The following is a 21618-nucleotide window of genomic DNA, read 5'->3' on the forward strand; positions in this document are numbered from 1 at the left end:
AATCCTTCGCAAACAAACGGCACCGACGCTAGCCAATACGGCGAGCGCGGATCAAATACTGGTTGGAGCGTATCTCATCGGCCATCGTTGTTGCCGGACCGTGGCCGGGGATGAGGATCGTGTTCGGGTCCAACGCGTTGGAAATAGTACGCAGTGAGTGACGCATTTGCGTTTCGTCACCACCGGGCATGTCGGTGCGTCCAACGCTGTCCTTGAACAGGACGTCGGCGCTGAGCGCCCACGGCACGCACTCCTCGTTGGCGTAGAACGACTGGTTATTGACACGGATGTCCAGGGGGCTGTGCCCCAGGAAGACCGCCGATCCCTCCGTATGGCCGGGGGCGGGAACCATGCGAACCCACACGCCGGGGGTCAGCTCGACCGAATCCGCGGGCATCTCACGCAGGTCGGTGGGCTTGACCCACTCCCCCACGAAGTCAGGCAGGGGCATCGGCAGGAACGAGGCCGGGTCATCCATGCGGTACATGTCCGGTCCGGGCAGGTAGACGGGCACGGTGGTCCCGTCAAGGCCCCACGTGGAGACTTCGGCGGCGTCCCACACGTGGTCAGGGTGACCGTGTGTGAGCAGGACAGCGCCGACGTTCACCCCTTCGGTCTGAAGAACTTCGCGGATCAGATGCTGGATGCCTGCGGAAGGGTCAACAACAAGGGCTGTGCCCGCCCCGGAAGGGACGAGCACAAGCCCATTTGCCGCGTAGAAAGGCGACGGGATAACGTGAAGGCGCATGTCACTCCATGGACGAGGAGATCTGCGCGAGCCAGGCGCGCTTGGTTTCGAGGGTCTCACGCACGGCGGAAGCCGCCTTGTTGTCGCCCTTAGCCTCGGCGTCAGCGAGGGAACGCTCAAGCTGAGTGATCTGTTCTTCGAGCTGTCCCACCATGCCGGCGGCGCGTGCGCGCGTTTCGGGGTTGGTACGGCGCCATTCCTTCTCTTCCGCTTCGCGCACGGCGGCCTCGACGGCACGCAGGCGACCTTCGATGCGGTGCAGGTCGGAGGAGGGCACGCGACCGACCTCTTCCCAGCGGTCCTGAATGTGACGCAGCTGAGCCTTGGCACGCTCGATGTCCTTCACGGGCAGGATCGCTTCGGCGTCAACCAGGATTGCTTCCTTGGCGGCCAGGTTCTCCCGATACTCGGCATCCGTGGCTTCGTCCTTGGCGCGACGGGCGTCGAAGAACACCTGCTGAGCGGCGCGGAAGCGGGCCCACAGGGCATCATCTTCCTTGCGGGAGGCGCGCGGGGCGGCCTTCCACCGGTTCATCAGCTCACGGTAAGCGCTCGAGGTGCGCGACCAATCGACGGAGGAGGACAGTGCCTCGGCCTCGGCGATCAGTGCTTCCTTGATGCGCTTGGCCTCAGACTGCGCCTGATCCAGCTGCGAGAAGAACTGTCGGCGGTGACGGTCGAACTGGGTGCGCGCGGAGGAGAAACGCTTCCACAGCTCGTCCTCCACGGCCTTTTCCAGGCGCGGGCCGCGACGCTGCAGGGTCTTCCACTCTTCCAGCAGGTCACGCAGGGTCTGGCCCGACTGCTTCCAGTGCGTCTTGGCGGGATCCTGGGCAACGATCGCCTCGGCGCGCTCAACGACGGCCGTGCGGTCTGCGAGAGCCTGAGCTTTGGCGGCCTTACGCTCCTCGCGGGCGATCTCCTTGCGTTCTTCGGCGGCCTCCGCGGCGGCCTCGACGCGAGCGCGCAGAGCCGGGATGTCACCGACGACGTTCGGGGAGGCAACCTGCTCGCGCAACGTGGCCAGGGTCTGGTCAATGTCGCGGGGACTCAGCTGAGCCATGCGGTCTTCGAAGAGCTTGATGGTGGCCTCGAGGTCGGCGTAGCGACGCTCGTAGAGAGCGTACGGCGAAGCGGGAATTCCCTCGGGGAAGCCGCCGATAACGCGTTCCTCGTCTCCATCCTTGACATAGACGGTCCCGTCCTCACCGATGCGGGCGAAGGGGTGCTCGGGCAGCTCCGACGCGGGAATCGCAGAGGCCGTGGTCTCCTCGGATGCAGCCGTGACGGCTTCGGGGGTGGTTTCGTTGGTCGGAATCGACGTCTCGGTCACGATATTCCTTCTAGGACGAGGGCTGACGCCCGGCGCGGTCGTGTGCCGATGTGACACACAAAGCTAGTGTGTCACATCTAACGGGAAAATGGGCGTACGACACCGAAAAAGGGGACGGATGTAACACGTCGCTGTCCCATGTGAGCGCGTGGGTGTCACGACCTCGTCTAAGCGTCGGAGCCGATCCGAACCGCCTCAAAGACCCCGTCGACCCGGCGCAGCGCCGACAGGACCGCGTTCAGATGCCCCAGGTCCGCCAGCTCGAAAGAGAAGTTTCCGGAAGCCACCTGGTCGCCATCCGTCTTCAGGGCTGCGGCCAGAATATTGACACGATAATCCGACAGGACCCGGGTCAGGTCCGAGAGCAGACCGCCGCGGTCAAGCGCGCGCACCTCGATCTGGACACGGAACGGAGCTGTCATACCCTCGGCGTTCCACGACACGTCGACGAAACGTTCGGGCTGAAGCTGAGCCAGGCGCACCGCGTTTGCACAGGTCCTGCGGTGCACGGACACCCCCTGGCCTCGCGTAATGAAAGCGACAATCTCGTCACCCGGAACGGGCGTACAGCACTTCGCGAGCTTCACCCAGATTTCGTTCGGACTCAGACCCGCCACAGTAATGGCCGCGTCGCCCGACGCTTGCGAACGGGGCTTTGTAGAACCCGGTGTCACGCCCTCGGAGAGCGTCTCCTCGGTGCCGTCTCCCCCACCCAGGTTGTCCATGAGCCGGTTGACGACGTTCTGCGCCGAAATATGCCCGTCGCCCACCGCCGCGTACAGGCCCGACACGTCCGGGTATCCAAACGACGTCGCAACCGACAGGATCGACTCATGATTCATGAGCCGCTGCAGCGGAAGGTTCTGCTTACGCATCGTGCGAGCGAGCGCTTCCTTGCCCGACTCGATGGCCTCCTCGCGGCGCTCCTTCGAGAACCACGCCTTAATTTTCGAGCGAGCACGCGGCGAGGCGACAAACGCCAGCCAGTCGCGTGACGGTCCAGCCTTATCCGACTTCGAGGTCACGACCTCGACCGTCTCACCCGACTCCAAGCGCGTGTCGAGGGCGACGAGGCGCCCGTTCACCTTCGCGCCAACCGTGCGGTGACCGACCTCGGTGTGCACCGCGTAGGCGAAGTCAACCGGAGTCGCACGGGCTGGCAGGACGATGACCTCACCCTTCGGGGTGAAGACGTACACCTCGTCCCCGGCGATCTCGTAGCGCAGCGAATCCAGGAACTCCTCCGGATCACCCGTCTCGCGCTCCATCTCAACGAGAGCGCGCAGCCAGTTCGCCTGCTCCTCCGAACTCATGCGATCCGAGTCGCAGCTCGTGGCGTTCGGGTTCTGCTTGTACTTCCAGTGCGCGGCGACACCGTGTTCCGCGCGCTCGTGCATGTCATACGTGCGAATCTGGATCTCCACCGGTTTACCACCCGGACCGATGACCGTCGTGTGCAGCGACTGGTAGAGGTTGAACTTGGGCATCGCGATGTAGTCTTTGAAGCGGCCCGGGATCGGGTTCCACCGACCGTGCAGGGCACCGAGAACGCCATAGCAGTCCTTGATCGAGTCTACCAGCACACGCACGGCGACCAGGTCGAAGACCTCGTTGAAAGCCTTGCCTCGCACAATCATCTTCTGGTAGATCGAATAGTGGCTCTTCGGGCGACCACTGACCGTGCCCTTCGTACCCGAGCGGCGCAGATCCTCTTCGATCTGGTCGATGACGTCACGCAGGTACTCTTCACGCTGAGGGGCCCTCTCCGCAACGAGGCGGTCAATCTCCTCGTAGATTTCCGGATACAGGGTTTTGAAGGAAAGCTCCTCGAGTTCCCACTTGACCATGTTCATACCGAGGCGGTGAGCCAGCGGCGCGTAGATCTCCAGCGTCTCCTGCGCCTTCTTCGCCGCCGACTTGGCCGGAACGAAACGCCACGTGCGGGCGTTATGGATGCGATCGGCCAGCTTAATGAGCAGCACGCGGATGTCGCGGCTCATGGCGACGAGCATCTTGCGCAGCGTCTCGGACTGAGCAGCAGCTCCATAGCGGACCTTGTCGAGCTTGGTGACACCGTCGACCAGATTCGCGATGGGTTCACCGAAGTCGGCGGTCAGTTCCTCGAGCGTGTAGTCCGTATCTTCCACGGTGTCATGCAGCAGTGCAGCAACCAGCGTCGGGGTCGTCATTCCCATCTCGGCAAGGATCGTCGCTACGGCCACCGGATGGGTGATATACGGCTCGCCAGACTTGCGCATTTGCCCACGGTGGCATTCTTCAGCCTTGCGGTAGGCCCGCTCCACCACGCTGATATCCGCCTTCGGATGATTCGCGCGCAAAGCCCGCACAAGCGGCTCAATCTCGGGGATCGTGGCGCGTCCACGGGACCCGAACCACACGAGGCCGGAGCGCACTCGGGAGACGGCCGCGGGCAATGCGGCCCCTGAAGTCGTGTCGTCGCTACTCATGAACCAATGATAGCGACGAACGAGCGGGTCCGGGGATCGTGACAATCCCCGGACCCGCTCGTCTCTGTGAGTTGGTCGCTCAGACGTGCAGTGCGGTTTCCACCGTCACACCGTCGAGCTTGCTACGACCGTTGAGACCGTCGAGCTCCATCAGGACAGCGAGGGCCTCGACCGAGGCACCACACTGATTGAGGAGGTCGACTGCCGCACGCGCGGTGCCACCCGTCGCCAAAACGTCATCAATGATGAGAACGCGCTGACCCTCGCGGACCGACTGAGGGCGGATCTCCATGCGGGCACTGCCGTACTCGAGCGAGTAGTCGACACCGATGACCTCACCGGGCAGCTTGCCAGCCTTGCGGATCGTCAACATGCCCAGGCCCAACTCGGCGGCCACGGGGGCACCGAGGATGAAGCCGCGCGATTCCAGGCCGGCTACCGCGTCGATGCGGCCCGCGTAGCGCGCGCCGATCAACTCCACAAGTTCCTTGAACGCGGGTCCGTTCGCGAACAGGCCGGTAATGTCGCGGAATAGAACGCCCGGCTCGGGAAAGTCCGGGATCTCGACCAGGTTGTCCTGCACGAGAGTGGCGATGCGATCGCCGAGTTCGCCGATCATCGATGAGTCTTCTTCCTCTGAGGCTGATTCTCGTTGCCCAGGCGCCTGCCGGGCTTAATCGGAGCCACCTTAACGGCTTTCGCGGGCGAGGCCTCGTCGGTGGCGTGGCGGTGTTCGCGCTCGTACGCGACTGCCGCGTCGTGCTCGCGGGTGGTGTTCGACAGCTCCTGGAAGGTGACGAGGAGCGGGGAGGCGATGAAGATCGACGAGTAGGTACCCGCGATCATGCCGATGAACAGCGCCAGCGAGATATCCACCAGCGTACCCGGACCCAGGGCCACAGAACCGATGATAAGGATCGCACCGACCGGGAGAAGCGCCACAACCGAGGTGTTGATGGAGCGAACCATCGTCTGATTGACCGCGAGGTTGACGTACTCGGCGAAGGTGTAGTGCTTCTGATCGTAGACGTCCGCGGTCAGCTCGCGCACCTTGTCGAAGACGACGACGGTGTCATAGAGCGAGTAGCCCAGAATCGTCAGGAAGCCGATGACGGTGGCGGGCGAGACCTCAACCTGTAGGATCGCAAAGACACCGACCGTCACCGCGATGTCGTGCACGAGCGCGAGAAGCGCAGACACTGCCATCCGCCACGAACGGAAGTACACGGTCATCAGCAGGGCCACGAGGGCCATGAAGATGACGAGAGACTGAGCGGCCTTCGTCGTCACCGAGGAACCCCACGAGGGACCGATCGAGGAAGACTGAACCGAGGACGGATCAACGCCGTAGGCGCTTGCCAGAGCGTCACGCACCTGTGCTGTCGTCGCAGAATCCAGCGACGTGGTCTGGATGCGCACGGAGTCGCTTCCGACGCGGGTCACCTTCGAAGCACCTTCGACGAGGCCGGTGTCGGCCACAGTGCGCGATGCGAAGGACTCGCTCTGGTCGCTCACGTGAGCGACGTCGAACTGGGAACCGCCCGTGAACTCGATCGAGCGGTTCAGCCCCATGATCGCGACCAACACAAAACCGATCACGAGGACCGCGGCAGCCAGACCGACGAACGTCTTACGGTTGGGAATGACGGCGTAGGACTTCTCGCCGGAGTACAGGGCGTTGCCCCACTGAGCAAAACTCATCATGTCAGTTCTCCTCTTCCTGCGCCGCGGACGCATTCTGCGCCGCCAGACGCGCCGCACGGCGACGCTCGGCGATCGACAGACCGTCCCCGGCCTCGTCCTTCGTAGCCTTCGCCTCGGATTCACCGCGCACGACGACGCGACCGCGCCCGGCGTACACGAGGGCATTCTTCGCGCCCAGGTGCTCGGGATCAAGGCCCGAGAATTTGTGGCCCTCACCGAAGAAGCGCATGCGGATGAGCAGCTCCATCATCGGGTGGGTGAACAGGAAGATCACGGCGATGTCGATGACAGTCGTGACGCCCAGGGTAAACGCGAAGCCCTGAACGCCACCCACGGCGAGCAGATAGAGCACGACAGCGGCGACCAGGTTGACCGCGTCGGAGACCAGAATCGTGCGCTTGGCGCGATCCCAGCCCTCTTCGACGGCGGCGCGCAGCGGGCGTCCATCGCGGACCTCGTCACGGACACGCTCGAAGTAGACGATGAACGAGTCGGTCGTGACGCCGATGGCCATGATCAGGCCGGCGACACCAGCCAGGGACAAGCGGTATCCCATCCACCACGACAGCAGCGTGATCACCAGGTAGGTGATGATCGAGGCGACAACGAGCGAACCAGCCGAAATAATCGCCAGGCCGCGGTACTGCCAGATCAGATAGAGAATAACGAGCAGGAAGCCGATCACGGCGGCCCACAGACCAACCGTCAGGTGATCGGTACCGATCGTCGCAGAGATCTGCTGCTCGGACTCAACCTCGAAGTTCAGCGGCAGCGAGCCGAAGCTCAGCTGGTTGGCAAGCGTACGCGAGGTCGCGGCAGTGAAGTTACCCGTAATCTCGGCCTGTCCGGTCGGGATGATCGAATTCATCGACGGAGCCGTGATGACCGTCCCGTCCAAGACGACGGCGAAGTGGTTACGGTCAGGGGTACCCGCGCCGCCGTTGCCGCCAGCCTCGGGATCCGAATCGTGGAAGCCGTAGAGAATCTCAGAGCTCTCCTTGAACTTCTCGGCACCGTCGTTGTTGAACTGGAGGGACACGGACCATGCGCCGGTCGATCCGCCCGTCTGGGTGCGAACCAGGCCCGCGGTCGCCGACTTCAGGTCCGAGCCGGGAACTGTGACGGGGCCAAGGATGTACTTGATTCGGCCGGAATCGTCACAGGCGGCGTACGGCTTGTCAGCGGGACCTTCGACGCGCTTGACGTCAGCGGAGGCCGAGCAATCGAGGGTCAGGAAGTCGTACAGGACTTGCTCGGTCTCCCACTTAAGGGAGGAAGCATTCTCGGGGTCCTCAGCCGGAGTATCCGAGAGAACGCCGTCGCCGTTCTTGTCGGCAAAGCTCATCGCGACCGCCGGGTCAACGGCAGTCGAACGCAGCTCGGTCTGGCCTGGCTTCGATGCTTCGGCGGCCGCGCCCGACTGCGACGCCACGGTGGCGGCCTGGCCCGACTGGGCGTCCTCACCGGACTGCGCGGTGACCTCACCCGACTGGGTGGTAGCGCCCGACTGAGTATCCGTCGAGCTGGCGTCACCGGACTGCGCGTTGGTGTCCTGGACCGGCGCGTTCGTCTGCGCCAGTCCCATGCGCAGCACGGGGCGGAAGTTCATCTGCGAGGAGGCACGGATCAGGTCCAGCTGCTCCTGCGAGGGGGTGCCGGGGATCGACACCATGATATTCGAGTTGCCCATCGAGGAGATCTCGGACTCGGACACACCGGAGGCGTCGATACGATTACGAATAATCGAGATCGCCTGCGTGATGTCGTCGTCAGTGATCTCGCGCTGTCCCCCGGCCGTCACGGTCGGAGTCAGGATCAGCTGGGTGCCGCCCTTCAGGTCGAGGGCCAGGTCGGGGTACGGTGATACGCCCTTGGTGAAATGCCCCAACGCCAGCGCCGCGCACGCCGCCACGATGGCGACGGTGAGCGTCACGAGCGCGCGCACGGGGCGTCGCTTATGAGATGCCACGGTTCTACTTTCCGTTCAGCCTTGACTTACTTCTGTTGCTCGTCGGAGTCCTTGGAGGACGGCGCGTCGTCGAGACCCAGGATGGCCTCGTCCTCGTCGCTGATCTCCTCCGTCTTGGTGCCGTCGGTCGCCTCGTCGTCCTCTGTACTGGCGAGAGGCGGCTGGCCGCCGATCTCGGCGATCATCTCGCGTTCCCAGTACATTTCGTGACCGTCGGTCGTCTCGAGGACGACAATGTCGCCGTCGAGGTCGACGAAACGGCCCCAAAAGCCGACGCGGGTACGAACCCACTCGCCGGGGGTGACGGCCGCGAGCTGCTCACGCTTGTCCTGCTCCATCTTTTCCATCTGCTTCTTGCGGGAGCGCGAGCTCCACCACATGAAGGCGATCATGACGACGAGCAGGCCCATGAGGGTGTAGTTGTTCATAAAGGCTGGTTCACTTTCGATGACGGTCGGGCGCTTGAAGCGCACTGTGACAGTCTAATGCCGAAGGAGGGTTTTAGCCTATGCGATATGAGCCGCGCGGCACCGCGCATGCTACCGCCGGTCGCGCCTTGTCACGATGACGCGGACCGTCGCGCTTCTCTCTCTTCGACGAGGCCCGCTCCCCTAGTCAAAGAGGGAACCATCCGGCATGGGTGGGTTCAGGCCGAGGTGTCCCCACGCCTTCGGAGTCGCCATACGTCCGCGGTTGGTGCGTACGAGGAAACCCTCGCGCACCAGGTACGGTTCGGCGACGGTTTCAACGGTTTCCGCTTCCTCGCCGATGGTGACGGACAAGGTCGTGAGGCCCACGGGCCCGCCGGCGAAGCGACGGCACACGGCCTCGAGAACAGCGCGGTCGAGGCGGTCCAGGCCGGAGGGATCGACCTCGAAGAGTTCGAGGGCACCGCGCGCGGCATCCAATGTGAGTGTTCCGTCACCGTGCACCTGCGCGTAGTCGACGACACGGCGCAGAAGCCGGTTCGCGATGCGGGGCGTACCGCGCGAACGTGACGCGATCTCATGGGCGGCGCGAGCGTCGATGGGCGAGCCGAGGAGACTGGCTGAGCGGGTGACGACCGACTGGAGTTCGTCGGTCTCGTAGAACTCCAGGTGCGCGGTGAAGCCGAAACGGTCGCGCAGCGGGGCGGGCAGCAGGCCGGATCGTGTGGTCGCTCCGACGACCGTGAAAGGCGGGAGCGTCAGGGGGATCGAGGTCGCACCGGGCCCCTTGCCGACGACCACGTCGACGCGAAAGTCCTCCATCGCGAGGTAGAGCATTTCCTCGGCCGTGCGCGCCAGGCGGTGGATCTCGTCAATAAAGAGGATGTCGCCTTCCTGCAGGCCCGACAGGATTGCGGCCAGGTCGCCCGCATGTTGGATGGCGGGGCCGGAGGTCAGGCGCAACGAGGTCCCCATCTCGGCGGCGATGATCATGGCGAGCGTCGTCTTGCCCAGACCGGGAGGGCCTGCGAGCAGGACATGATCGGGGGTGGACGCACGCATGCGGGCGGCGTCGAGGACCAGCTGGAGCTGGCCTCGCACGACGCGCTGACCTACGAACTCGGAGAGCTTCTTGGGTCGTAGAGCCGCCTCGGCGGCGCGCTCGAGCTCACCCGCGTCCGGGGCGATGATGCGCATCATCTCGATGTCGGGCTGCTCAGCCACGGCCGCCTCCCAGGCTCACCAGCGCGGCGCGCAGCATGTCGGAGGCACCCAGCCCACTGCCTGCGAGCTTCTCGATGGCCTTGGTGGCCTGCGCCTCGGACCAGCCCAGCCCCACCAGGGCGGCACTGACTTCGGAGGCGACCGTGTCCTCGCTTGGGACGGGAGCTGGGGTGGCCTCGGCACCGGGCAGGGCCGCGGGAGTGCCGAGTTTGTCCCCGATCTCCAGGGCCATGCGCTGGGCAGACTTTTTTCCAACGCCGGGGATGCGCTGAAGCGTGGCCAGGTCCTGGTCGCGCACGGCGCGGCGCAGGTCGTCGGGGCGCAGCACAGCCAGGGCAGCCAGCGCGATCTTCGGGCCGATGCCGGAGACCGACATGAGCGTGGTGAACACGTCGCGCTCGTCGCAGGACTCGAAGCCGTAGAGGGTCATCGAGTCCTCGCGTACGATCATCGAGGTATAGACCGTGATCTCCTCATCGCGCGCATTCCCCTGCGCGAAAGCGGGGGTCACGTGGACACGGAAGCCGATGCCTCCAACCACAACGTCGATATGGTCGAGTCCGACGCTTGCGACAATGCCGCGCAGAATCGAGATCACTGCGGTCCTTTCCCTGGCACGAGACCCGCCGACCGGCGGGCGAACATATGTACGATTCTAGCCGCGCCTGCGCCGAGGATCGACGGCACCCGTCCGGCGTTGCGCGGCCTGGGCCTCGGCCCACGCCCGCTGTGCGGGGGTCATCGAGCCACGCGCAGTGAGACGACCCGAAATGGAGACCGCGACCGAGGAGTCCTCGGGTGCGCCGAGCAGACCGGTCCCCCGCCAGGCGTGCGTGATCGCGATCGCGAGGGCGTCAGCCGCGTCCGCGGGCTTGGGCGCCTTGGCGAGGCCGAGGATGCGCGCGACCATCGTCTGCACCTGCGCTTTATCTGCGTTTCCATTGCCGGACACGGCGGACTTGACCTCCGAGGGCGTATGGACCGCCATCGGCAGACCCGCGCGACCTACGCAGGTCATGGCCGCACCCATGACCTGCATGGTGGCCGTCACCGACTGCAAGTTATCCTGCGCGAAGACGCGCTCGATGGCGACTACCTCGGGCTGGTATTGCTCGATGACTGTGTCGATCGCGTCGGCGATCGTACGCAGGCGAAAGTGCGTCGCCAAGTCCTTGTCCGTGCGGGCGACGCCGACGTAGACGAGGCTCGCTCGACGCGAGGCGTCCACGTCGACGACGCCGAGGCCGCACCGCGTCAGGCCCGGGTCGATGCCCATCACGCGCATTACGCGCGGGCCACCATGTCGACGAAGAGGCCGTGGATACGGTCGTCTCCGCCCACCTCGGGATGGAAAGACGTCGCCATGACGTTGCCGCGCCGCACCGCGACGATCGGGCCGTCGGCGGCATTCCCAGCGCGCGCGATCACCTCGACGCCCTCTCCCACCGACTCAACCCACGGAGCGCGGATGAAGACGGCGTGGAAGGGGCCCCCGTCGAGACCCTCAAGGTCCAGGTCCTCCTCGTAGGAGTCGACCTGACGGCCGAAGGCGTTGCGGCGCACGACCATGTCGAGAGCACCGAAAGATCGCTGATCGTCGCGGCCGTCCAGGATCGACGAGGCGAGCATGATCATGCCCGCGCACGTGCCGTACACCGGCATGCCGGAGGCGATGCGGTCATTAAGAGTGTCAAACAGGCCGAAAGACAGGAGAAGATTCGACATGGTGGTCGACTCGCCGCCCGGAATGACCAGGCCATCGACCTGGTCGAGTTCAGAAACCCTACGCACAAGCAGCGTGCGGGCGCCGGAGTTTTCCAGCGCCCGCACGTGCTCTGCGACGTCGCCCTGCAGGGCGAGAACGCCGATGGTCACCATCCGCGCTCCGCGAGGCGGTGATCCACGGGCAGGTCGTCGACGTTAATGCCGACCATTGCCTCACCCAGGCCACGCGAGACCTCGGCGATGACGGACGGGTCGTCGTAGAAGGTCGTGGCCTTGACGATGGCGGCCGCACGCTTGGCGGGGTCACCGGACTTGAAGATGCCCGAACCGACGAAGACGCCCTCGGCACCCAGCTGCATCATCATGGCAGCGTCGGCGGGGGTGGCGATGCCACCGGCCGTGAAGAGCACGACGGGGAGGCGGCCCTCACGGGCGACCTCAGCGACGAGCTCGTAGGGGGCCTGCAGCTCCTTGGCTGCGACGTAGAGTTCGTCCTCGGGCAGGGAGGTCAGGTGGCGGATCTCGTCGCGAATCTTACGCATGTGCGTGGTCGCGTTGGAGACGTCACCGGTGCCAGCCTCACCCTTGGAACGGATCATGGCCGCGCCCTCGTTGATGCGGCGCAGCGCCTCACCGAGGTTGGTCGCACCGCAGACGAAGGGAACCGTGAAGTTCCACTTGTCGATGTGGTGGCTGTAGTCGGCGGGGGTCAGCACCTCGGACTCGTCGATGTAGTCGACACCCAGGGACTGCAGGACCTGCGCCTCGACGAAGTGACCGATGCGGGCCTTGGCCATGACGGGGATCGACACGGCTTCGATGATGCCTTCGATCAGGTCCGGGTCGGACATACGTGCCACGCCGCCCTGGGCGCGAATGTCGGCGGGGACGCGCTCGAGGGCCATGACGGCCACGGCGCCCGCGTCCTCAGCGATCTTGGCCTGCTCGGGGGTGACGACGTCCATGATGACGCCGCCCTTGAGCATCTGGGCCATGCCGCGCTTAACCTGCGGGGTGCCGACCTCGCGCTTCGCGGTGCTCTCGCTCATGGTTACTCCTGCTCTTCCAGCTGGGCACGAACCTCGTCTGAGAGGGACATGTTCGTGTAGATGTTCTGCACGTCATCGGAGTCCTCGAGGACATCGATGAGCTTGTTGACCTTGAGGGCACCCTCGAGATCGAGCTCGACCTCGGTGGAGGCGACGAACTGGACTTCGGCGGAGTCGTAGTCGATGCCGGCCTCCTGCAGGGCGGTGCGCACGGCGACGACGTCCTTGGGGTCAGATTCGATGACGAAGAGATCGCCAGCGTCCTCGACCTCTTCGGCACCGGCATCGAGGACGGCCATCATGATGGATTCCTCGTCCACGCCGTCGGCGGCGGGCACCTCGACGACGCCGCGACGGGAGAACAGGTAGGAAACCGAACCGGGGTCGGCCAGGGAACCGCCGTGGCGGGTGAAGCCCAGGCGCACGTCGGAGGCGGCGCGGTTGCGGTTGTCTGTCAGACACTCCACGAGGAACGCAACGCCGTTGGGGCCGTAGCCCTCGTACATGATGGTCTCGTAGTTGGCGCCACCGGCCTCGGCACCGGAGCCGCGCTTGACGGCGCGGTCGATGTTGTCGGCGGGGACGGAGTTCTTCTTCGCCTTCTGGATGGCGTCGTACAGCGTCGGGTTACCAGCGGGGTCGCCGCCGCCCGTGCGAGCCGCAACCTCAATGTTCTTGATGAGGCGCGCGAAGAGCTTGCCGCGCTTGGCGTCAATGGCGGCCTTCTTGTGCTTAGTGGTCGCCCACTTAGAGTGTCCCGACATCACTTCTCCCTGTTGGGTGGATAGATACCGGCACATTCTATCGCGTTGAGGCTGCCCTCCCCTATGTGTGTGGCACTCACGTGGACAAACGTAAACACCGTCACAGGATCGGGGACGAGGCCGTGGCCGCCTCCCCGGGGCACATCACCTATCGGGTGGGCGGGGTGTAGAAGACCCGCATGGCACACGTTCCGGGCGCGAGATCCTCCCATGCACCCTCGAAGGAGAGGACGAGGGCAGTGGCGGTGGGCACTCCCCTGTCGGCCGCCCCTCGGTCCTCTTGGCGGGCGAGGATGTATCCGGCATAGGAGATGACGGGTTCGTGTCCGACGATCAAGCAGGCCTCGCCGGTGAAGGTGCAGGCCAGCTCGATGATCTCTTCCTCGCCGCCGTCGTAGATGGAGCGGTCGTACCATGACTCGTCGGCGCCTGTGCGCGCGAGGATCGCCGCGAAGGTTTCGCGAGCGCGCTGCGCGTCGGAGGAGACGGCGACCGAGAACGCGCCGATCTCGCGGGCGAGGGTGGCACCGAGGCGCGCGGCCTGGTCGCGTCCGGCGTCGGTGAGGGGGCGGGCGCGGTCGGGGTAGTTGTAGGCGGCTTGCGCGTGGCGAACGAGGACGAGGGTTGGCATACTTCCAAGCGTAACCGCATCGGGAGGACACCATGGCTCTGGGAGTCGAAAGCGCGTCGGGTATCTGCTCGGCACGCGAATGCACGAACGCCGCGATCTATCGGATCGACTGGCGTAATCCGGCGATCCACCGCGCCCGCACGAAGACGTGGCTAGCGTGCGAGGAGCATCTGCCCTACCTGGAGGGCTATTTCAAGTACCGCTCGTTCCCCTACGAGGTCTCGCCCTTCGTGGCCCCCACCGACGGACCGTCAGGCGACGAGAACCAGCCTCAGGCCCACTGATCGAGCGGGCGGTCGTTCCAGGTCAGGGCATGTAGGCCCTTGGCCAGCTCGGAGGCCGAGGCCGGGGCGAAGCCGGGAGCCCACTCGAAAGTGGTCGTGCCCGTGTTCGACATGAAGTGCTTTGACACGAGGGACTCGTCAATCTCGGCCGACAGCCACGTGGCCAGCAGGCGCGTGAGCGCACCGTGGATGACGAAGACGGCGACGGCGTCCTCCCCCGCCTGCTCGCGAGCCGCCAGTCCCACGCGGCGCACGGTCTCCAGGGAACGAGCCAGGGCCTCGCGCCCGCTCTCCCCGCCCGGCATCCGGTTGTCCACGTCCCCCGCGCACCACGACAAGGTCGTGCGCACGTACTCCATCTGAGAGGCAGGGTCGGCGGCCATCTCCAGGTCACCCGAGCGCAGCTCGCGAATCCCCGGACAGACGCGCGGGGTGAGCCCATAACGCGCAGCCAGCGGCGCGGCCGTCAGGCGCGTGCGATACAGACCAGACACGGCGATAACGGTGGGAGCAGGCGCAACCTCGGACTCCCAGCGATCCGCGAGGCGGCGCGCCTGAGCCAGGCCCTCCTCGGTCAGGCCGAGGCCGGGGCGGACCGTGTCGAGGGCCCCCAGTCGGTTGGCGGGGGTCTGTCCGTGCCGTACCAGCACAATCTTCACTGCTGCTCCCAGAAAGCTCGTTCCATCACGTTGCGCGCCTGTCGTGCCGCGCGCAACCAGTCTTCTTCGAGGGCGGTTAGCCCGCCGCTCCCGTACCCGAGGATAGCGGCAAGCGCGCTCAGCTCCGCGCTGTCACGGGGCAGGACGTCGAGCTTCACACCGCTCATGCGCCCGGTCGCCAAGGTATTGCCGGCGCGAATACGCGTGGCCAGGTCCCAGGCGCTCAGGAGAATCTCGGCGTCGGGCGCGGCCAGCAGCCCCGCGTCGCGCGCGACCGCAATGGCCCGCGTCGTGGAGGGGGTCCGCAGGCCCTCAACCTCGCGCCCGTGGCGCATCTGAATGAGCTGAATCGTCCACTCGACGTCGGAGAGTCCGCCGGGGCCGAGCTTGACGTGCCGGGCGGGTTCGCTGCCGCGCGGCAGACGCTCGTTTTCCATGCGGGCCTTGAGCAGTCGGATGTCACGCACCTCCGACTCGCTCACCTCCCTGTAGGCCATGGACTCAAACAGGGCGCGGGCGCGCTCGTCGAGGTCGCTCGATCCGATAGGCCGGGCGCGCACAGCAGCCTGGCGCTCCCATGTCGAAGCCCAGCGCTGCGCGTACTCCTCATGTGAGGCGATGGTGCGGCTCATCGGGCCGTTCTTCCCCTCGGGGCGCAGATCGAGGTCGACAACGATGCCGAGCTGGCTGGTCGCCGAACCGAGGAGTTTCTTGACCCGATTAACGATCGCAGTGGCGCTGGCCGCGGCCTCGGAGTCGGAGGCACCACCCACGGGTTCATGCAGGGCGATGACGTCGGCGTCGGAGGCGTAGGAGCACTCGCGCCCGCCGTAGCGCCCCATCGCCACGAAGGTGACGTGGGCGCGCTCGCTCCCCCACCGCTCGGCTTCCTCCCGCCCCGCAATCGCGAGGGCTCCGAGCAGTGCGGCGTCCGTCGCGTCGGCGATGGCGTGCCCGCGCGGGTCGACTCCGCCGAGTAGGTCGCTCATGGCGGCGCGCGTCAGCTCGCGGGTGCGCACGGCGCGCACGCGGGCGGCTGCCTCCGTCGCGTCGTCGTGGCGGTCGATGAGAGCGGCGACTTCTCGGGTGAGCCTCTGCGGCTCGCGCGGTGCCAGCTCCGCGTCATCGTCCAGCCACGCCACGGCCTCGGGCCGCTTGGCCAGCGCGTCGGCGATCCACCGGGAGTTCGGCAGCATCGTCATCAGTCTGCGGGCGGCCACCCCCGAGTCGCGCAGGAGTGCCAGATACCAGTGCGACTCCCCAATGTCCTCGGACAGGACGCGGAAGTTGAGCAGGCCCATGTCGGGGTCAGCGCCGTTTGCCAGCCACGAGATGAATACGGGCAGGAGGTGGCGTTGGATCGCGGCGCGACGGCTCGTGCCCTGGGTGAGGGCGGCGATGTGTATGAGAGCTCCCGCGGGGTCGCGGTATCCGATGGCGGCCAGTCGGTCGCGCGCGCCCTCGGCGTGCAAGGAGGCCTCATCCGCACTTAGGGATGCGGTAGCGGCGATGATCGGCCGGTAGAACACGTCCTCATGCAGGGCGCGCACGTCAGCGCGCACGTCGTCGATGGCCGAGCGGATCGCGTCGGCGTCGGGGTAACGCACCGGGTCCATAGCCCGCCCGAGGACGCGCAGGTCGCTGTCCTTGTCGGGAATCAGGTGGTTGCGGCGCATGCGCGGCAGCTGCGTGCGGTGCTCGAGCGCGCGCAGGAAGCGGTAGCAGGAGGACAACTGGTCGGCGTCGGCGCGGGCGATGTAGCCGCCCTCGCGCAGCGCGCTGATCGCCTCCAGGGTCGAGCGCACCCGCAGGAAGGCGTCAGTGCGTCCGTGAACCAGCTGAAGCAGCTGCACGGTGAACTCGACGTCGCGTAGTCCGCCGCGCCCGAGCTTGAGTTCGCGTGAGGCGTGGGAGCGGGAGATGTTGTCTTCGACGCGGCGGCGCATCGCGCGCGCGGCCTCCACGAAACCCTCGCGTGCTGACGCGCTCCACACGTAGGGCTGCGCCGCCTCCTCGAAGGCGCGCCCCAGCTCTGGGTCACCCGCGCACGCGCGCGCCTTGAGCAGAGCCTGGAACTCCCAGGTCTGCGCCCACTTGTCCCAGTACTGTCGGTAGGACTCAATCGTGCGCACGAGGACGCCGTTGCGCCCCTCGGGCCGCAGGTTCGCGTCCACGGTCCACAGCGGTGCCTGCGTTCCCGGCCCCGAGCACGCCGAGGCCGTGGCTGAGGCCAGGCGGGTTGCTTTCTCCAGGGCACTTCGTTCGTCCCCGTCTTCCCCCGCCTCAGCCACGTAGATGACATCCACGTCGGAGATGTAGTTGAGTTCGCGCGCGCCCGTCTTGCCCATGGCGATGATCGCGAAGGGGACGGAGCCCTCGGGGTCGACGTCGCGGCGGGCCAGGGCCAGGCCCGCGTCGAGAGTGGCGTCCACCAGGTCCGCGATGCGCGCCCCCACGCTCGGCATGATGTCCTCGGGGGTGCCGCTCGTCAGGTCGTCGGCGGCCAGATGTAGCAGCACGCGCCGGTAGGCGGCGCGCATGTCGTCGGCGGTGGCCTCCCGCGCGGCCACCAACGCGCCGCGCCCGACAGTGCGGGCTCCCACGGCCTCGTACAAGACCTCCCGAGGATCACCCGGATCCTCATTAATCGCGGCCGCGCGGGCAGGATCAGCGATGACGTAATCGCCCAACCACTGGCTCCCACCCAGGATCGCGCACACGCGACGACGAGCGCGCTCATCTCGGCTCAGCGCATCGACGAGGCCGGGGTCCGCCTCGCGCAGACGCACCGCCTGCAGCAGGGCCTGGTCGGGATCGGCCGACGCGCTCAGATCCCCCACCCACGACTGCCCCGCAGGCAGTTCCTCCAGGAACGACAGGGCCCGGCGCGCGTCGAGGAAGCCGGCGACCCGCAGATCGTCGGGGGTCACCGGGGAACAACCTTCAGGAATTGCTCAAGTTCCTGTCGCGTGATCTGCTGGCGGTACTCCGTCCATTCCTTGCGCTTGTTGCGGATGACGTAGTCAAAGACCTGTTCGCCCAGTGTCGAGGCCACAAGCTCCGACTTCTTCATCTCACGCACCGCGTCCGACAGGGAGGTCGGCAGGGCGTGGATACCCATCACCTGACGCTCGCGATCCGACAGATCCCACACGTTATCCTCGGCCTCCGGCATCAGTTCCATCTTCTTCTCGATGCCGTCCAGGCCAGCCGCGATCATAACGGCAAAAGCCAAGTAGGGGTTTGCACTCGGGTCAGGGGCGCGGTACTCGATGCGCGCCGACGCGCTCTTCTTCGGCTTGTAGAGCGGCACACGCACGAGAGCGGAACGATTCAGGTGGCCCCAACACACATAGGAGGGTGCCTCTCCCCCGCCCCACAGGCGCTTGTAGGAGTTAACGTGCTGATTCGTGATCGCCGCTATGTCGCCGGCGTGCGCAAGCAGGCCCGCGATGAAGCGGCGACCCGTCATAGAGAGCCGGTACTGACCCGACGGCGAGAAGAACGCGTTCTCCTCACCCTCGAAGAGCGAGAGATGCGTGTGCATGCCCGACCCCGGGTGCTCAATAAAGGGCTTCGGCATGAAGGTGGCGACCAACTCCTCACGCAGGGCCACCTCCTCGATGACCGTACGAGCTGTCATGATGTTGTCGGCCGCGCGCACCGGGTCCACCGCGCGCAGGTCGATCTCGTTCTGGCCGGGGCCTCCCTCGTGGTGAGAGAACTCGACGGGGATCCCCATATCCTCCAGCATGCGCACCGTGCGTCGCCGGAAATCATTAGAATCCCCGCGCGCGACGTGATCGAAATAGCCCGCCTGATCGACGGGCACCATGCGCTCGGGGGTGACGGGCTGACGCAGCAGGTAGAACTCGATCTCAGGGTGCATCATGACGCGGAACCCCGCGTCGGCGGCGCGCTCGACGACACGCTCGAGAACGCCGCGCGGATCTGAGGGGGCAGAGCGACCATCGGGCATGAGGACGTCGCAGAACATGCGAGCGACGGGATCCTCGTTGGAACGCCACGGCAACAGCTGAAAGGTCGAGGCATCGGGCATGAGCAGCATGTCGGACTCAAACACGCGGGTGAGGCCCTCGACGGCCGAGCCATCGAAACCAATGCCCTCAGCGAAAGCGTCCTCCAGCTCGCCCGGGTCAATCGAAATCGACTTCAGGACGCCAGCGACGTCCGTAAACCACAGCCTGATGAAACGGATGTTCTTCTGCGCAACCTCGCGCAGCACGTGCTCCTGATGCGAATCCACCGGTGTCCTCCCCTTGAATAGACGACGGGCCGACCGCAGGGACTGCGGTCGGCCCGGCATAGGCTCCAGTCTACTTGCCCAGACCGAAACCCTTCGAGATGGATTCCAGTGCGCCGGTCAGATCGGACGGAACCATCCACAGCTTGGACGCCTGTCCATCCGCGATCTTCGGCAGCATCTCCAGGTACTTGTAGGAGAGCAGCTCCGGGGTAGCCTTGCCCGCGTTGATTGCGGAGAAGACCGTCTGGATCGCCTCAGCCTCACCCTGCGCGCGCAGGATCTGAGCCTGGCGAGCGCCCTCGGCCTGGAGGATCAGCGCTTCCTTCTGACCCTTGGCCTGCAGGACCTGAGCCTCCTGCTGGGCGGAGGCAGCCAGAACAGCGGCCTGCTTGGCACCCTCAGCCTTCTTGATCTGGGCCTCACGCTCGGCCTCAGCCGTCAGAATCGTCGCTCGCTTGGTGCGCTCCGCCGTGATCTGCTGCTCCATGGCAGCCAGGACGCGCGGCGGCGGCTCAATGGACTTGAGCTCCACGCGGGTCACGCGAATACCCCACGGACCCGTGGCCTCGTCGAGGACGCCGCGCAGCTGCTTGTTGATCGACTCGCGCGAGGTCTGTGTTTGCTCCAGATCGAGGGAGCCGATCAGGTTACGCAGCGTCGTCGCGGTCAGCTGCTCGATCGCCTGCAGGAAGTTAGCGACCTCGTAGGTCGCGCTGCGCGGATCCGTGATCTGGAAATAGATGACGGAGTCGATCGACACCATCGCCTGGTCGGCGGTGATGACGGGCTGAGGCGGGAAGTTCGCGACCTGCTCACGCAGATCGATACGAGCGGCAACGCGGTCCACGAAGGGGACCAGCAGGTGGAAACCACCCTTCATCACGGCCTGGTAACGTCCCAAACGCTCAACGACGTACGCCTGCGACTGCGGAACGATGCGGACCGCACGGACAAGCGACACAACAACAAAGATGACGAGGGCAATGATCACGATAACCGCGACGTTGCCGATGAGTTCTGCTGACCTCAATGCGTCTTTCCTTTCATACTTCTCATACTTCGAAGCCGACAGGTCGAGCCTATCGGTAGGCGGGACCCGCAGGCGGCTGGGCGAGAGGCTGCTGCGTCAGGCTGAGAGCACTGACAACGGCGGTCGCACCATCAATACGATCAACGCGAACCTCAGTACCAACGGGCAGCTCCGGCCCTTCGGTTCGCGCGCTCCATTCACCGCCAGAAAACTGGATGCGTCCGTGACGCTCGCCCACTGTCTCGGTGACGTAGCCGCTCTTGCCGATCAGGCGGTCCGTGTTGCTGGGAACGTAGTTGTTCGACCGTTCGATCCGTCCCTTTAAGAAGGGACGCAACACAACCAGGAGAGCGACAGACACGATAATGAAGACGATCAACTGAACCATCAGATTCGCGCCACATGCTGCCGCAATACCGGCGGCGAGAGCACCAATCGCGAGCATCAGGAACACGAAGCTCACGATCATGACCTCGATAATGCCGGACACAAGGGCCGCCAAAATCCACAACCACCAGGTACTCATCGCCCTGCCTCTCTTACTCGGTCACACCGCGCGCCCACCAGCGACCATCGGTGCGACCGGCGAGCAACGGCATGCCATAGACCTGCGACAGATTGACACCCGTCAGTATGTCCTCGATGGGACCCTGATGAGTAATCTGCCCCTGCGACATGATCGCGCAGTGCGTCACGCCGTCAGGAATCTCCTCGATCTGGTGGGTCACCAGGACGATCTGCGGAGATTTCGAACCCTTCATGATCTCAGAGAGCGCGGCGATGAGCAACTCGCGAGCTCCCAGGTCGAGACCGGAGGTGGGTTCGTCGAGAACGAGCACCTCCGGATCGGTCATGAGTGCGCGCGCGAGAAGCACGCGCTGCGCTTCACCCTCCGACAGCGTGGAGAATTCGCGCTGGGCGAGGTGGGCGACGCCGAAGATCTCCATGAGCGTGCTCGCGCGCTGGTCATCGACCTCCTCGTATTCCTCGTCGTGAGCGACGCAGAGGCCCCAGGCCGCGCTGCGCACGGTGTCCAACACCGACTGCGTGGGGACGATCTTCGCCGCCACGGCAGCCGAGGCCAGCCCGATGCGCGTCGCCACCTCAGCGGGATCCGCGTTCGCGAGATCCGTGTCAGACACGCTCACCTCGCCCAAATTGGGCGAGACCCGGCCAGAGACAACGCGAGCGAGGGTCGTTTTGCCCGCTCCGTTGGGACCGACGATGACCCAATGCTGGCGCGGACGCGTCGACCACGAGACGTCGGACAGGATCTGTGTGTCTCCTCGTCGAAGCGACACATGAGAGAGATTTAGGACGTAAGTCATGCATCTA

At 65.5% G+C, this 21618-nt stretch carries 21 protein-coding genes; 1 reads left to right on the forward strand and 20 read right to left on the reverse strand.

Going from position 1 to position 21618, the window contains the following annotated elements; translation table 11 throughout:
- Nucleotides 1-28: 28 nt before the first annotated feature.
- From O3932_RS08490 to O3932_RS08555, 14 genes are all read right to left on the reverse strand, one after another.
- Nucleotides 29-748, reverse strand: coding sequence for an MBL fold metallo-hydrolase (locus tag O3932_RS08490; RefSeq protein WP_296504241.1), 720 nt, complete (start codon nt 746-748; stop codon nt 29-31).
- Between the two features lies 1 nt (nt 749).
- Nucleotides 750-2081, reverse strand: coding sequence for a DUF349 domain-containing protein (locus O3932_RS08495; protein WP_371537691.1), 1332 nt, complete (start codon nt 2079-2081; stop codon nt 750-752).
- A 167-nt stretch (nt 2082-2248) separates the two neighbouring features.
- Complete coding sequence (locus O3932_RS08500; RefSeq protein ID WP_371537693.1) at nt 2249-4549, reverse strand: bifunctional (p)ppGpp synthetase/guanosine-3',5'-bis(diphosphate) 3'-pyrophosphohydrolase; 2301 nt, start codon at nt 4547-4549, stop codon at nt 2249-2251.
- A gap of 79 nt (nt 4550-4628) precedes the next feature.
- Nucleotides 4629-5168, reverse strand: a complete 540-nt coding sequence (locus O3932_RS08505) for an adenine phosphoribosyltransferase (RefSeq protein ID WP_009647702.1) — start codon at nt 5166-5168, stop codon at nt 4629-4631.
- A complete protein-coding gene (gene secF, locus O3932_RS08510; protein WP_371537695.1) occupies nt 5165-6253 on the reverse strand; it encodes a protein translocase subunit SecF in 1089 nt (362 codons plus the stop codon). Before secF ends, O3932_RS08505 begins: the two co-directional genes overlap by 4 nt.
- A gap of 1 nt (nt 6254) precedes the next feature.
- The gene (gene secD, locus O3932_RS08515; RefSeq protein ID WP_371537697.1) at nt 6255-8222 is read right to left on the reverse strand and encodes a protein translocase subunit SecD; all 1968 of its coding nucleotides are present in this window, start codon (nt 8220-8222) and stop codon (nt 6255-6257) included.
- 26 nt (nt 8223-8248) lie between these two features.
- Nucleotides 8249-8650 carry a preprotein translocase subunit YajC gene (yajC, locus tag O3932_RS08520; protein ID WP_034504514.1) on the reverse strand — a complete coding sequence of 134 codons (402 nt, stop codon included), beginning with the start codon at nt 8648-8650 and terminating at the stop codon, nt 8249-8251.
- A gap of 183 nt (nt 8651-8833) precedes the next feature.
- Nucleotides 8834-9847: a Holliday junction branch migration DNA helicase RuvB gene (gene ruvB / locus O3932_RS08525; protein ID WP_371537732.1), complete on the reverse strand. Its 1014-nt coding sequence runs from the start codon at nt 9845-9847 to the stop codon at nt 8834-8836.
- Nucleotides 9848-9866: 19 nt separating this feature from the next.
- The gene (ruvA, locus tag O3932_RS08530) at nt 9867-10472 is read right to left on the reverse strand and encodes a Holliday junction branch migration protein RuvA (RefSeq protein ID WP_371537700.1); all 606 of its coding nucleotides are present in this window, start codon (nt 10470-10472) and stop codon (nt 9867-9869) included.
- 57 nt (nt 10473-10529) lie between these two features.
- Complete coding sequence (gene ruvC / locus O3932_RS08535; RefSeq protein WP_034504511.1) at nt 10530-11159, reverse strand: crossover junction endodeoxyribonuclease RuvC; 630 nt, start codon at nt 11157-11159, stop codon at nt 10530-10532.
- Nucleotides 11159-11752, reverse strand: coding sequence for a pyridoxal 5'-phosphate synthase glutaminase subunit PdxT (gene pdxT / locus O3932_RS08540; RefSeq protein ID WP_371537703.1), 594 nt, complete (start codon nt 11750-11752; stop codon nt 11159-11161). The genes ruvC and pdxT overlap by 1 nt, the downstream gene beginning before the upstream one ends.
- Nucleotides 11746-12648, reverse strand: coding sequence for a pyridoxal 5'-phosphate synthase lyase subunit PdxS (pdxS, locus tag O3932_RS08545; protein WP_295917896.1), 903 nt, complete (start codon nt 12646-12648; stop codon nt 11746-11748). Before pdxS ends, pdxT begins: the two co-directional genes overlap by 7 nt.
- Nucleotides 12649-12650: 2 nt before the next feature.
- Nucleotides 12651-13412: a YebC/PmpR family DNA-binding transcriptional regulator gene (locus O3932_RS08550; protein WP_009647727.1), complete on the reverse strand. Its 762-nt coding sequence runs from the start codon at nt 13410-13412 to the stop codon at nt 12651-12653.
- A 148-nt stretch (nt 13413-13560) separates the two neighbouring features.
- A complete protein-coding gene (locus O3932_RS08555) occupies nt 13561-14043 on the reverse strand; it encodes a histidine phosphatase family protein (RefSeq protein ID WP_371537708.1) in 483 nt (160 codons plus the stop codon).
- A 32-nt stretch (nt 14044-14075) separates the two neighbouring features.
- Between O3932_RS08555 and O3932_RS08560 the strand changes: the two genes are divergently transcribed.
- Complete coding sequence (locus O3932_RS08560; RefSeq protein WP_371537711.1) at nt 14076-14327, forward strand: hypothetical protein; 252 nt, start codon at nt 14076-14078, stop codon at nt 14325-14327.
- On the opposite strand, the gene O3932_RS08565 is transcribed toward O3932_RS08560, so the two are convergent.
- From O3932_RS08565 to O3932_RS08590, 6 genes are all read right to left on the reverse strand, one after another.
- The gene (locus tag O3932_RS08565; RefSeq protein WP_371537713.1) at nt 14315-14986 is read right to left on the reverse strand and encodes a histidine phosphatase family protein; all 672 of its coding nucleotides are present in this window, start codon (nt 14984-14986) and stop codon (nt 14315-14317) included. The two genes, O3932_RS08560 and O3932_RS08565, sit on opposite strands and share 13 nt — an antisense overlap.
- Nucleotides 14983-17916 carry a bifunctional [glutamine synthetase] adenylyltransferase/[glutamine synthetase]-adenylyl-L-tyrosine phosphorylase gene (locus O3932_RS08570; RefSeq protein WP_371537715.1) on the reverse strand — a complete coding sequence of 978 codons (2934 nt, stop codon included), beginning with the start codon at nt 17914-17916 and terminating at the stop codon, nt 14983-14985. Before O3932_RS08570 ends, O3932_RS08565 begins: the two co-directional genes overlap by 4 nt.
- Complete coding sequence (locus tag O3932_RS08575; RefSeq protein ID WP_371537718.1) at nt 17913-19253, reverse strand: glutamine synthetase family protein; 1341 nt, start codon at nt 19251-19253, stop codon at nt 17913-17915. Before O3932_RS08575 ends, O3932_RS08570 begins: the two co-directional genes overlap by 4 nt.
- Before the next feature lie 70 nt (nt 19254-19323).
- Nucleotides 19324-20283, reverse strand: a complete 960-nt coding sequence (locus O3932_RS08580) for an SPFH domain-containing protein (protein ID WP_371537720.1) — start codon at nt 20281-20283, stop codon at nt 19324-19326.
- A 49-nt stretch (nt 20284-20332) separates the two neighbouring features.
- Nucleotides 20333-20809 (reverse strand): NfeD family protein, encoded by a 477-nt coding sequence (locus O3932_RS08585; RefSeq protein WP_299240560.1) that lies wholly within the window; start codon nt 20807-20809, stop codon nt 20333-20335.
- A 13-nt stretch (nt 20810-20822) separates the two neighbouring features.
- The gene (locus O3932_RS08590) at nt 20823-21611 is read right to left on the reverse strand and encodes an ABC transporter ATP-binding protein (protein WP_371537723.1); all 789 of its coding nucleotides are present in this window, start codon (nt 21609-21611) and stop codon (nt 20823-20825) included.
- Nucleotides 21612-21618: the final 7 nt, after the last annotated feature.

Source organism: Pauljensenia sp. 20925_1_25, assembly GCF_041433955.1.
Classification (GTDB): Bacteria; Actinomycetota; Actinomycetes; order Actinomycetales; family Actinomycetaceae; genus Pauljensenia.